Source organism: Providencia sp. PROV122 (genome assembly GCF_028482365.1).
Taxonomy (GTDB): Bacteria; Pseudomonadota; Gammaproteobacteria; order Enterobacterales; family Enterobacteriaceae; genus Providencia; species Providencia stuartii.
On sequence record NZ_JAMPQI010000002.1, the window covers coordinates 78,326 to 91,950 of the forward strand.

Annotated in this window: 10 protein-coding genes and 1 pseudogene; 6 read left to right on the forward strand and 5 right to left on the reverse strand. The window is 41.9% G+C overall.

The window, feature by feature from the left end; genetic code table 11:
* Positions 1–3: 3 nt before the first annotated feature.
* Both radA and nadR read left to right on the forward strand, forming a co-directional pair.
* A complete protein-coding gene (gene radA, locus PSE69_RS02005; protein ID WP_004926679.1) occupies positions 4–1,392 on the forward strand; it encodes a DNA repair protein RadA in 1,389 nt (462 codons plus the stop codon).
* Positions 1,393–1,471: 79 nt separating this feature from the next.
* Complete coding sequence (gene nadR / locus PSE69_RS02010) at positions 1,472–2,704, forward strand: multifunctional transcriptional regulator/nicotinamide-nucleotide adenylyltransferase/ribosylnicotinamide kinase NadR (protein ID WP_004926682.1); 1,233 nt, start codon at positions 1,472–1,474, stop codon at positions 2,702–2,704.
* 81 nt (positions 2,705–2,785) lie between these two features.
* Here the strand turns inward: nadR and ettA are convergent.
* Positions 2,786–4,457: pseudogene (gene ettA, locus PSE69_RS02015) on the reverse strand (energy-dependent translational throttle protein EttA).
* 920 nt (positions 4,458–5,377) lie between these two features.
* Positions 5,378–5,905, reverse strand: a complete 528-nt coding sequence (locus PSE69_RS02020; RefSeq protein ID WP_014656822.1) for a bactofilin family protein — start codon at positions 5,903–5,905, stop codon at positions 5,378–5,380.
* 788 nt (positions 5,906–6,693) lie between these two features.
* Between PSE69_RS02020 and sltY the strand changes: the two genes are divergently transcribed.
* Both sltY and trpR read left to right on the forward strand, forming a co-directional pair.
* Complete coding sequence (gene sltY / locus PSE69_RS02025) at positions 6,694–8,610, forward strand: murein transglycosylase (protein WP_053110842.1); 1,917 nt, start codon at positions 6,694–6,696, stop codon at positions 8,608–8,610.
* A 70-nt stretch (positions 8,611–8,680) separates the two neighbouring features.
* Entirely contained in the window at positions 8,681–9,001 is a 321-nt protein-coding gene (trpR, locus tag PSE69_RS02030) for a trp operon repressor (protein ID WP_004926695.1), read from the forward strand.
* 182 nt (positions 9,002–9,183) lie between these two features.
* Here the strand turns inward: trpR and yjjX are convergent, their stop codons facing one another.
* Positions 9,184–9,720 (reverse strand): inosine/xanthosine triphosphatase, encoded by a 537-nt coding sequence (gene yjjX / locus PSE69_RS02035; RefSeq protein WP_004926699.1) that lies wholly within the window; start codon positions 9,718–9,720, stop codon positions 9,184–9,186.
* Between the two features lie 52 nt (positions 9,721–9,772).
* Here yjjX and gpmB point away from each other — a divergent pair, with 52 nt between their 5' ends.
* Positions 9,773–10,420: a 2,3-diphosphoglycerate-dependent phosphoglycerate mutase GpmB gene (gene gpmB / locus PSE69_RS02040; protein ID WP_004926704.1), complete on the forward strand. Its 648-nt coding sequence runs from the start codon at positions 9,773–9,775 to the stop codon at positions 10,418–10,420.
* 173 nt (positions 10,421–10,593) lie between these two features.
* Here gpmB and robA read toward each other — a convergent pair whose 3' ends face one another.
* Complete coding sequence (robA, locus tag PSE69_RS02045) at positions 10,594–11,490, reverse strand: MDR efflux pump AcrAB transcriptional activator RobA (RefSeq protein ID WP_004926707.1); 897 nt, start codon at positions 11,488–11,490, stop codon at positions 10,594–10,596.
* Positions 11,491–11,744: 254 nt separating this feature from the next.
* Here robA and creA point away from each other — a divergent pair, with 254 nt between their 5' ends.
* On the forward strand, positions 11,745–12,221 hold the full coding sequence (gene creA, locus PSE69_RS02050) for a protein CreA (RefSeq protein ID WP_014656819.1): 477 nt from the start codon (positions 11,745–11,747) through the stop codon (positions 12,219–12,221).
* A gap of 104 nt (positions 12,222–12,325) precedes the next feature.
* On the opposite strand, the gene arcA is transcribed toward creA, so the two are convergent.
* Positions 12,326–13,042 carry a two-component system response regulator ArcA gene (gene arcA, locus PSE69_RS02055; protein ID WP_004926714.1) on the reverse strand — a complete coding sequence of 239 codons (717 nt, stop codon included), beginning with the start codon at positions 13,040–13,042 and terminating at the stop codon, positions 12,326–12,328.
* Positions 13,043–13,625: the final 583 nt, after the last annotated feature.

Here is a 13,625-nt window from a genome sequence, read left to right on the forward strand (position 1 = left end):
ATTGTGGCGAAAGGTGCAAAAAGAGCGTTTGTCTGTAATGAGTGCGGTGCGGATTATCCGCGCTGGCAAGGGCAATGCAGTGCCTGTCATGCATGGAATACCATTACAGAAGTGCGCCTCGCCTCAAGTCAATCATCGCCACGTCATGATCGCTTAACGGGGTATGCCGGAAATGCTGCTGGCGTAAGCCGTGTGCAAAAGCTATCAGAAATTAGCCTTGAAGAGCTGCCGCGTTTTACCACAGGATTTAAAGAGTTTGACCGCGTACTTGGTGGTGGCGTCGTACCGGGGAGCGCGATTTTGATTGGCGGGAACCCAGGGGCTGGGAAAAGTACATTGCTACTACAGACCATGTGCTTACTTTCACGCGAAATGAAAACACTGTATGTCACAGGGGAAGAGTCGCTGCAACAGGTTGCTATGCGTGCACATCGCCTTGGTTTGCCGACGGATTCGCTAAATATGCTATCTGAAACCAGCATTGAGCAAATTTGTTTAACGGCAGAGCAAGAGCAACCTAAATTAATGGTGATCGACTCAATCCAAGTCATGCATATGGCTGATATCCAATCTTCCCCCGGCAGTGTGGCTCAGGTGCGTGAAACCGCCGCTTACTTGACGCGTTTCGCCAAGACGCGCGGTGTCGCTATCATTATGGTCGGTCATGTGACGAAAGATGGCTCTTTAGCTGGTCCTAAGGTGTTAGAGCACTGTATCGACTGTTCGATTATGTTGGATGGGGATGCCGATAACCGTTTTCGTACTTTGCGTAGCCATAAAAACCGTTTTGGTGCGGTTAATGAGCTAGGTGTGTTTGCGATGACGGAACAGGGTTTGAAAGAGGTAAATAATCCTTCGGCTATTTTCTTAAGTCGTGGTGATGAAATCACATCGGGTAGTTCCGTCATGGTGGTATGGGAAGGCACACGCCCACTGCTGGTGGAGATACAGGCATTGGTCGACCATTCAATGATGTCAAATCCTCGTCGAGTTGCGGTAGGGCTTGAGCAAAACCGTCTTGCGATTTTATTGGCTGTTTTGCATCGCCATGGTGGCTTACAAATGTCAGACCAAGACGTTTTTGTGAATGTGGTTGGCGGCGTTAAGGTCACTGAAACGAGTGCGGACTTGGCGTTATTGCTTTCTTTAGTCTCCAGTTTTCGGGATCGTCCTTTACCACGAGACCTTGTGGTATTTGGTGAAGTTGGCTTAGCTGGTGAAATTCGCCCTGTGCCGAGTGGGCAAGAGCGTATTTCAGAAGCGGCAAAACATGGCTTTAAACGGGCGATTGTTCCCCATGCGAACATGCCCAAAAAATCACCTCCCGATATGAAAGTGTACGGTGTGAAAAAGTTGTCAGATGCTTTAAGCGTAATGGATGAATTTGATTAATCGTCTCGTCATATTTCGCACTTTCGTGGCGTTCGATAACGCTACATTTCGAATTATTGAGAGCAAATAAGGGAACTAAATGGCTGAATTTGACTATCTTAAGAATGCAATTAAGCAAGCTGGCTATACATTACAGCAAGTTGCTGATGCCTCTGATATGACCAAAGGGTATCTCAGCCAGCTTATCAACAACAAAATTAAAAGCCCGAGCGCACAAAAGATCGCGGCACTTCATCGCTTTTTAGGGCTGGAATACCCAAATAAACAAAAAAGCATTGGGGTCGTTTTCGGGAAATTCTATCCCTTACATACAGGTCATATCTACTTGATCCAGCGTGCTTGTAGTCAAGTTGATGAGTTACATGTCATTCTTTGCCATGATGAGCCGCGTGATAAAGACCTATTCGTGAATAGCTCCATGTCACAACAGCCGACAGTCAGTGACCGTCTACGTTGGTTATTACAAACATTCAAATATCAAAAAAATATTCATATTCATTCATTCGATGAGCAAGGTATCGAACCTTATCCACACGGTTGGGAAGTGTGGAGTGAGGGAATGAAGGGCTTTTTGAAAAAGCACAATATTCACCCAAGTTTTATCTATTCGGGTGAAGCCAATGATGCACCGCGCTATAAAAAGTACTTAGGGATAGAAACTATCTTAATCGATCCTGAACGGACCTTCATGAATATCAGTGGTAATCAAATTCGTCAGGCCCCTTTCCGATATTGGGATTATATTCCGACAGAAGTGAAGCCCTTCTTTGTACGTAAAGTGGCAATACTCGGTGGTGAATCGAGTGGAAAATCGACACTCGTCAACAAACTGGCCAATATTTTTAATACCACCAGTGCGTGGGAGTTTGGGCGTGATTATGTGTTTTCTCATCTTGGTGGTGATGAAATGGCATTGCAATATTCTGACTACGATAAAATTGCATTAGGCCATGCTCAATATATTGATTTCGCGGTTAAATACGCCAATAAGGTCGCTTTTATTGATACTGATTTTATTACCACTCAGGCTTTTTGTAAGCGCTATGAGGGCAAAGAGCATCCTTTCGTACAGGCCTTGATTGATGAGTATCGTTTTGATCTGGTGATCTTATTAGAAAATAATACCCCATGGGTAGCCGATGGTTTACGTAGCTTGGGGAGTGAAAAAGACCGGCAAGAGTTTCAATCTTTGTTAATTGAAATGCTAAAGAAAAACAACGTGGAATTTGTTCATGTTGATTCTCCTGACTATGATACCCGTTTTCTCACCTGTATTTCGTTAGTACAGCAATTGCTGATGTTAGACGAATAATATAATGGGTTATTGAAAGTGAGAGATTGGAATAACACAAATACCTCATCATGAGGTATTTGTGTTTGTAGGAGGCTTGGCTTATTTGCTCATGCGCTTATATTTCATGCGATGAGGTTGTAGAGCTTCGGCACCCATAGTCCGTTTTTTGTAATCTTCATACTCAGAGAAGTTACCTTCAAAGAAGGTGATATTACCTTCATCTTGATAATCAATAATATGAGTTGCAATACGGTCAAGGAACCAGCGGTCATGCGAGATAACCATTGCACAGCCCGGGAACTCTAACAAGGCGTTTTCTAAGGCACGCAATGTTTCAACATCGAGGTCGTTCGTGGGTTCGTCGAGTAACAGTACGTTACCGCCAACTTGTAGCAGCTTAGCTAAATGCAGACGTCCACGCTCACCACCGGACAACTCGCCAACACGTTTACCTTGGTCAACGCCTTTAAAGTTAAAGCGACCCACATAAGCGCGGCTTGGGATCTCAAAGTTACCAATACGCATGATATCTTGTCCGTTCGAGATCTCTTCCCAAACCGTTTTGCTGTCGTCCATGGAGTCACGGAACTGATCTACAGAGGCAATCTTCACCGTATCACCTAAGGTGATGGTGCCTGAATCTGGCTGCTCTTGGCCTGAGATCATACGGAATAGGGTTGATTTACCCGCGCCGTTAGGGCCGATGATACCGACAATGGCTCCTTTTGGAATGGAGAAACTTAGGTTGTCGATAAGAACACGGTCACCGTAAGATTTGCTGAGGTTTTCAACTTCAATAACCTTATCACCCAAACGTGGACCTGGTGGAATAAATAATTCACTGGTCTCATTACGTTTTTGGTATTCAACGCTGTTAAGTTCTTCAAAGCGAGCGAGCCAGACGTGCTTTACCTTTCGCCTGACGGCCTTTTGGATTTTGGCGGATCCACTCTAACTCTTTCTCAATCGATTTACGTCTTGCCGCTTCCGTTGAAGCCTCTTGCGCTAAACGCTCATCTTTTTGTTCCAGCCAAGAAGAGTAGTTACCTTCCCATGGAATACCTTCACCACGGTCAAGTTCGAGGATCCAACCTGCAACGTTATCAAGGAAGTAACGGTCGTGGGTGATCGCCACAACAGTGCCTTCATAGTCATGTAAGAAACGTTCTAACCAAGCAACGGATTCCGCATCCAAGTGGTTAGTTGGCTCATCAAGGAGCAGCATGTCCGGTTTTTCTAACAGAAGACGGCAGATAGCAACACGGCGACGCTCACCACCGGATAGGTTTTCGATTTTAGCATCCCAAGGTGGCAAACGCAGTGCATCGGCAGCACGCTCTAGCTGGTTATCCAAGTTATGACCATCTTGCGCAGCAATAATGGCTTCTAACTCGCCTTGCTCTTTAGCTAACTTATCGAAATCCGCATCAGGATCGGCATAAGCGGCATAAACTTCATCTAAACGCGTTAATGCGTTTTTAACTTCAAAGACTGCCTCTTCAACCGCTTCACGAACAGTGTGTTCAGGGTTGAGCTTAGGCTCCTGTGGTAGATAGCCAATTTTGATACCGGGTTGAGGGCGTGCTTCCCCCTCAATTTCCGTATCGATACCCGCCATGATGCGCAATAAGGTTGATTTACCCGCACCGTTAAGACCTAAAACACCAATCTTCGCCCCAGGAAAGAAGCTCAGAGAGATATTTTTCAAAATATGACGCTTCGGTGGAACAATTTTTCCGACTCGGAGCATAGAATAAACATATTGAGCCAATTTTTTTACCTATTGTTTTATAAACGAAAGTTCAATATTTGATAGTGTTTTTAGCAGACATATGACCGTCTTATCACGCGATTATACCTTAGGCGACTTTTGCTGCTGTAAACGTTACTTTCTATCTTAAAATTTTTCTGAGCTTCACTCTAATTGTTCCTCACTCTAAGTCAATAGTTGCGTGTGTTTCCGATACTTTCTTGTGAATTAACCCCCACTTAAGACGGGATCAAAATTAAGTAAAAACGCGCATGTTTCATCATGGGGTAAATGACCTTTTACATTGTAAACAAAAAATAATCATTAACAGGGGGGAACGGGGGTTGTTGGCTATTTTTTAATACGGGGGCTGTTTTGTTTTATAGATAAACATATCGATTAGTCTTGTTAGGGTGAATTTAGTTTAAGGCTTAATGGAAATTTCTTTTCGTTTAGTTTTGATGAAGGTATTTATTGGATCATGGTAGAGTGACATGCCATTTAATATTTCATTAATAAATCTGATATAAAAAGATTATTTAGGGTTAATACTTTTACCTCTATTACTTTTTCTTCCGAGTTACCTAAATTTTGTGAAGATGATTTTGACGATAAGCTAAAGATGTCTATCAAAGCCCAAGAACCAACGTGTAAAGCAGACGCTTAACCATTTGCAAGATGCAGCAAACGGCGACTGTTCAATAAAATAGGTTTTCCTGTTTTTATGTTTTGAAGATTACTGAGAGCTTATTATTTGATATTAATATTTAAATAGCGATTAATATTAAAAATCACATAGCGATTAAAATAGATTATTAGTAAATTATTAGCATAATAAATCGACATCTAGATATGTTGTAGATGATATTAATTCTATAGCAGAGCGATGACCACTATAGAATTAATTTTTAATATCATTAAAACCTGAAAATAAATAGATTTTATTGATTAGAAATAGGCGCTGATTCTAACTTAACGATATCAGGTTTTTTCTGTTTAAGCTCTCTTTGTACATCACTGGCCTGTATTTTTTTATCTGTTCTTTCAGAGGTTCCGGTGAATACCCCACCTTTCTTAATGGTTAGGTTTTTAGTTTGGCAGATCCCATCGAGCTGACCATTTTCTAGAATATCCAAGTTTTCAGAGACACATAAGCCTCTCATAATGCCGTTGATTGAAATGGTTTGAGCATAAATCTCGCCTTCAACAACCCCTTCTTTTTGGATTGTGACAATACCGTCATTGCTACGAACACTCCCTTTTATATGACCGAATATTTGGATGTCTTCATCTAAAACAAGGTCACCGGAAATGTTGCAACTACTTGAAATAGAAGTGCTCTTGCGTGCTGAAGGTGTTGAAAGCACTTTTTCTTCTTTAATTTCAACCGTTTCTTTTTCGGGCGTTAACTCATGCGTTTTTGCCGCTTCGATAACGTTATCTTTATCTTTACTTTTTTTCGCAAACATCCTTTTATTCCTTGTAGAGAGTATATAAAAAACAATGAAGAATATGATTAGGAAAGGCAGAGATACAAGAGAAGAGTGAATATCTGTTAATGTGTATATTAAAAGATATGCCCATCCGCACCCAAGAATAGAAAAAAATAAATTTTTGAAATCCATATCATATCTCATTTTAAAGGGAGTTTAGATTATTCCAAATGAGCTTCATCATATTGACAAAATTAAATAGTTTTTACATCCACTGATATTATTTAACAGTAAAGATCAAGATTTGTCTATTTTTACTGAAAATAATACATCAATATTGAGTAATTTAAGCATTCATACCTATTAATAAACATGGCTCACTGATTTTTATCTATTTAACAACCATTTTTATAGATAACTCATCATGTTATTCAACGATGTGCCATAAAGCCGACGATTATCAAATCCATCATTTTACGTGATTCAGCGTAGTCTATTCGGTGGATTAACCACTATTTTACTAGGTGTTTTGACGTATAGAAAGAGGCTGCTCTCTATCAAGGCGTTAATTTCAAGAACACTCCTGTTGCTTTCAACCTAAAGATTTTATATTGATAAAAATCGTTTAACAAAGTTGTATCCACCTGATACGCATTATATTTCAGGCCATATCAATACAAGTTGTGTTTAGTGACTCAAACCGATGAGTTGATGGGGTCTTTTGGGAAAACTTCACTGAACACCTACATGCAACTCGAATAATTTCGAGTATAGTTATAGAAGCGAAAAATTTAGAGCAGCGCGGGAATAGGGAAATAGTCAGTATGAAAAAATTCTTGATGGCAGTGCCGATTGCCATGATGTTGGTATCGACGACGGTATGGGCAGACTCTTTACAGGCTCAGCGAGAGCGTTATCAAGCCATCAAACAAGCTTGGGATGCCAAGCAAATGGATGAAGTTGAACGTTTATTGCCGACATTACAAACGTATCCATTGTACCCTTATTTAGAATATCGAGAGTTAACGCAAGACCTCGATATTATTTCGCCGAGTCAAGTACAAGCATTTATTGACGCTCACCCGACATTACCTGTCGCAAAAACGTTAAAAAATCGCTTTGTGAATGAACTTGCTCGTCGCCAAGAGTGGCAATCTTTGCTGGCATTCAGCCCTAAAGAGCCTATGCCTGCGGAGGCGAAATGTAACTATTTCTATGCTAATTGGGCTACAGGCAATAAAACGCTCGCTTGGCAAGGGGCGGAGAAATCTTGGCTTAATGGGCGTTCAATGCCTGCCGCTTGCGATAAATTGTTTAATGAGTGGGAAAAAGCCGGCCATTTAACACCGGAAATGATCCTTGAACGGATCCACCTTGCCATTGATGCAGGTAATACCTCAATGGCTACCTATTTAGCGAAGCGTCTGCCACCAAGTTATAGGACGATTGGTGATGCATTAGTGAAGCTGCAAAATGATCCAGCATCGGTTACCACTTTTGCTAAGACGATGACACCGACCGATTTTTCACGTCAAGCCACGATAGCTGCATTTAGCCGTTATGCGCGCCAATCGCCAGATCAGGCACGAGCCGCGTTAAAGGGGATCAGTAACGCGCAAAAAATGAATTTTGTCGAAACTCAAAAATTAAAAGATAGTGTTGCTTGGCAATATATGGGGGCGGTTACACCTGAGCAAGAAAATTGGCGCGATGAGGTGATCAGTGAAACTGATTCAACAGCCCTAAAAGAGCGCCGTATTCGCTTAGCACTTGGTGCTGGGGATAAAGCAGGAGTAGCAAAATGGCTGAAACAGCTTCCCGCTGATGCACGGCATAAAGATGAGTGGCAATATTGGCAGGCCATCACCTTAATGAATGAAGGCAAAAAAGCAGAAGGTGAAGCTATTCTACGCAAACTCATCGAGGGCAGAGGCTTCTACCCAATGGTGGCAGCACAAAAATTAAACACGGAATACCCTCTGTATATTAAAACGGCTGAAAAACCGGATAGCCAACAGCTAGATAAGTTAGCAGAAATCCAGCGTGTACGTGAATTAATGTATTGGGAAATGGACAATCTTGCTCGTACCGAATGGGTAAGTTTAGTCGCTTCACTACCACCAAATCAGCAAGAGCAGCTTGCCCGTTATGCGTTTGATAACAATTGGGCGGATTTAAGTGTGCAAGCAACTATCCAAGCGAAGTTGTGGAATCATTTAGAAGAACGTTTCCCATTAGCGTGGGAAAAAGAGTTTGAACACTACACAAAAGGTAAAACGATTTCTAAAAGTTATGCCATGGCGATTGCTCGTCAAGAGAGTGCATGGAACCCACAAGCCAAATCCCCTGTTGGGGCGACGGGGCTAATGCAGCTCATGCCAGCGACGGCGAAGCATACGGTACAGAAGCAAGGAATTGATGGTTATGTCAATACCAGCCAATTGGTGAACCCAGTTAAGAATATTGAAATCGGTACGGCTTACTTAGATGATGTTTATCAGCAGTTCTCTAATAATCGTATCCTATCAAGTGCGGCTTATAACGCTGGGCCATCAAGGGTCACGCGTTGGTTAGGTAATAGTAGCGGTCGTCTTGATGCCGTTGCCTTTGTCGAGAGTATTCCTTTTTCAGAAACACGAGGCTATGTGAAAAATGTGCTCTCTTATGACGTATTCTACCGTTACTTTATGGGACAACATGGGCCTGTATTGACCGATAACGAGTGGTTAATGAAGTATTAGTAGGTTTTACAGGTGATTTGCCAAATAGTGTGTTATCATTTGTACTAGTTAAATAGTATGGTTGGATAACATGACTGCAAATCACCTGAATGACCCAGCACTCACTACCGATGAGAACGATGATTGGCAACGCTTTGTTAAATTGCTACAGCTTGCGTTTGAGCAAGACTTACAACATCCCATATTACAATTGTTGCTGACACCCGATGAACGAACGGCGCTTGCGACTCGAGTCAGAATTGTGCAAGAGTTGATGCGTGGTGAAATGAGCCAAAGGGAATTAAAAAATGAACTTGGGGTGGGTATAGCTACCATCACACGCGGCTCAAATAGTTTAAAATCGGCACCTCAGCCTGTAAAAGAGTGGTTAGAAGCGCAATTGCTAAAATAGCCACTGCATATTCATTGAACACAGAGCACTCTATACACGTTACTCCATGACAGGGAGCCGAGTTGAGCATCAGTCCATACTGACTCAAGATGATGAGTTGTCAGTGTTAATTGTGTGATTTGTGTCATTAATATAGACAAATAGGGGCAAAGACTGCCCCTATTGTTATTTTTTCGTTATAATTAATCTTCTATCTGGTTTAGCTCTTTATAAATTTCATGCTTAATGGGAACCAGCGCCAGTATCAGTGCTTGTTGGTAGACACTGGTGCGTGTTAGTACCCCGTTAGTAAAAAAGCCGATGGCACCGCCTTGTTGTTTGATGTTATCGATGCCAGTTAAATCTGCCATTTCGTCACCAAGCTCACGCCCTTCACGGATACCCGCAAGGATTTTTTCTGGGATCATGATACTCGCTGAACGTGATTCACCACGGATCTGTTTATGTTCAATAACAATCCATGCAAAGGTCATATCTTCATCAATGCCAGCTTCAATCCCGACCCAAAAATCGGCCTCTGGGCGAACTTGCCTTGATGCCATTACACGTTGCCTTGCGCCTGTGCGGGTTTCATTATTACCGATAGGTTGCTGTGGAACGCTGCTATCAACGTTAATATCTTCTACTTGATAAGTGCCTGGCCCAAAAACAGCATCGAAAGCAAGATGAATCGCTTTAATTTTGGCAGGATTAGTCGTTGCAGCTATAACTTGGTACATTAATTATTTTCCTTTGAACACATATTTCGCAAAGTAATAACGGAACACATCTATGTTACAGGTTTATCTTGTTCGCCACGGTGAAACCGAATGGAACGTGGCACGTCGTATACAGGGCCAATCTGATAGCCCACTCACGGCCACTGGACGTCTGCAAGCAAGGCAAGTTGCCGAAAGGATGAAATCAGAAGGCATTACTCATATTATCACTAGTGATATGGGACGCACACGCGAAACTGCACAAATAATTGCGGATGTTTGCCGTTGTGAAATTATCATAGAACCTCGTCTTCGTGAATTAAATATGGGGGTTCTGGAACAGCGCGAAATAGAAAGCCTGACAGAGCAAGAAGAGCAGTGGCGTAAAAGCCTTATTGATGGCACAGAAGGCGGGCGTATTCCAAACGGTGAATCGATGGAAGAGCTGTATCAGCGCATGTATGCCGCTCTCAACAGTTGCCTCGATCTACCAAAAGGGAGTCGACCACTTTTAGTCAGCCACGGGATCGCATTGAGTACGCTAGTTAGCCGTATTTTAGGGGTTCCTGCTTATTCAGAACGCCGCTTGCGCTTACGTAATTGCTCAATTTCACGCGTGGATTACCAAAACAGCCCTTGGCTCGCAAATGGTTGGATCGTTGAAAGTACTGGTGAGGTTACCCACCTTACTCAGCCTGCGTTAGATGAACAGCAAGCGTAGTTGAGACCGTGTAAATTTGGAGTTCCAACAATGATAGATTCTAACTTATTCGAGTTGCAGCTAGGAGACTAACGGAGATAGTCGGGAACATAAATAATATGTGACTCGGCTAGCTAGGACAGTCCATGATGCCACAGCTTGGAAAGATAACGAGCCATTGAAACTCCAAATTATTAACGTTTTATCGGCACATAGTAATCAAAGGCCGCAACATGCGATTTCGGGTCATCATTTTTATGGTCTATATGACGTAACTCAACATTTTTGAGTTTATAGTGTTCGATATCATAGCCAGGTCGGCGCGTGATATTGAGCTTAGGCAGATAGACGCCATAAATCTGATATAAGAACTCTTGCATTGCTGCGCGCGTTGCTTCACCGCTAAAGCTAAACTTCACATATTCTCCAGCGGGAATAGTGAGATGGCTATATTCTGCATTGTTAAAACTTGCATCTTCAGGTTTTACTGCGGTGGTATAGAACACCGTCTGCTCATCTTCTTTATCGGCGTTGTGAATCGCGTGGTGTAAGCCGAAGACCTCAGAGGCAATCGAGGTTGTATGTTCTAAATAGTAGTGCCAGAAAGTTTGGCGCATCTGTGAACAGGCGGTTGACCACTCTTCTAGCGCATAAGAACAGCTTTGCTCAAGCCCCACTAAAGGCTGCTCCTGCATCTCGACGAACTCATAATCTAAATGTTTATGTTCATCTAAAATAATAGGTGGACAAATACCCGTGGCACACCACTCATCGCTACGACGATAGTAAGCAGGGGTGATGTTAAATTGTTTCTTAAACGCGCGGGTAAAAGTTTGCTGTGAGTCAAAGCGATATTGTAACGCGATATCAAGAATCGGACGGCTGGTTAGTCGTAAAGCTACAGCAGCGCGAGATAGCCGTCGAGCACGAATATAGGCGCCAATTGCTTGGTCAGTCACCTCTTTGAACATCCGTTGTAAATGCCATTTGGAGTAGCCAGCTTTTGCCGCAACATTATCGAGTGATAGAGGTTTATCTAGGTTATCATCGATCCAGCGAAGAAGGTCACGAATAATATTTGTTTGATCCATGTATATCCCTAGTCAATAAGACTTAAAAAACAGATATAGGTTATCAAGGAACGCCTATTCTATATCAAGTTACCTTTTTCGTTTATAGTAAAAGAGTTGTATTTACCATTTAGTTGTAAAGAAAATGATTGACTTCTTTTATACTTGTCATATTTCAGGCTGCCTTATGGTTAATAATGGCTGAAATGTCACTCGAATTGTTTAAAAAGTATATAACAAAGAGGCTAAGTCTTCTGGTTGAAAAGGAAATTTGTATGCATTTTTGCAAGTTGAAAAAGATCGTATTGGCATCACTGTTGTCTGCATTACCCTTTGCGACGTTTGCGGAAGAAATTGGCTCGGTAGATACCGTTTTTAAAGTATTTGGCCCTGACCATAAAATTGTTGTTGAAGCTTTTGATGATCCCGATGTTGAAAATGTGACCTGCTACTTAAGCCGTTCGAAGACGGGGGGAATTAAAGGTGGGCTTGGTTTAGCAGAAGATACTTCTGATGCGGCGATATCTTGCCAACAAGTTGGTCCGATTGAACTGAATGAACGGATCAAACGTTCACCGAAAAAACCGCACGTTGTTTTCCAAAAACGGACTTCATTAGTATTCAAAAAGTTGCAGGTAGTACGTTTTTATGATCCCAAACGCAATGCGCTTGTTTATTTGACTTATTCAGACAAGATGATTGATGGCTCACCGAAGAATGCATTAAGCGCTGTACCTATTATGCCATGGTAAGTCTTTAAGTGGGTCTACAGGTGCTCTTCCCGCATAAAATAACCCCCAATAATGGAATTATTGGGGGTTATTTATTCATCGGTCTTTATCGAACGATGGCGGGATTATTCGTCGAGATCACCACAAAAGCGATAACCCTCACCGTGGATTGTTGCGATGATTTCTGGGGTATCAGGCGTTGATTCGAAATGTTTACGAATACGACGGATAGTGACGTCGACCGTTCTATCATGAGGCTTAAGCTCACGGCCTGTCATTTTCTTCAACAAATCGGCGCGAGTTTGGATTTTCCCCGGGTTCTCACAAAAATGTAGCATAGCGCGGAATTCGCTACGAGGTAATTTATAGTGTTCGCCAGCAGGGCTGATCAGTGAGCGACTGTTGATGTCGAGCTCCCAACCATTAAATTTATAGCTTTCGACTAAACGGCGCTCTTCAGTGCCACCAGCTAAATTCATAGTACGAGATAGCAGGTTGCGTGCACGGATAGTCAGCTCGCGAGGGTTAAATGGCTTGGTGATATAATCATCCGCACCAATTTCTAGGCCAAGGATCTTATCCACCTCATTATCACGGCCTGTTAGGAACATCAGTGCAATACTTTCTTGCTCACGTAATTCACGCGCAAGGAGAAGGCCGTTTTTACCGGGTAGGTTAATATCCATGATAACGAGGTTGATGTCATGCTCGGACAGAACATTGTGCATCTCTTCGCCATCAGTGGCTTCGTGAACTACATAGCCTTCAGCCTCAAAGATACTTTTCAGCGTATTGCGTGTGACAATCTCATCTTCAACAATTAAAATGTGTGGGGTCTGCATATTTGCTACCTAAAGTTTTAAAATAAAATTGTGAACTCATAAGCCGCTTCCAAATTAGGTGGTTTTGATTTTATTTTACTGGAACGACGCGTCTATGGGTTATAAATATGTTTTCGAGTCAAGGTTATTTTGTCGCCTCTATCGTCATCAGATTCTAAATTGAATCAAAATTTAGGCACCTTCCCAACGTTGGGCTGTTAACAGCAATATAACAGCTAATACTGCATTTACCACCTAAAAAAATAACTTTTGTTGATACATATCAAAATCAATTGTAGCACGTTAACAAAATTTGTTAGGAAGAAAATCTTACCGATTCAATGGCTGTTTAACTATCAGATAAAGAGTAAAAGTTTTTTATTCTTTGTTTACTCAAACGATGCGTTTGGGTGAAAAATGGTCAACTATTCAAGCTAACGCTAAAAAAAAGTTTATGGATATTTTAATCTGACAATTGTTAATTTTTTGGTTTTTTAAATTAGCAAATTGTGAGGCCTATTCATTTGTGATTAAATTTTGTTGAGAAAATAGGATAATTTTTGATAGGTCACGCTTTGAATAACGGGCTTTTTTTGCAAATAAA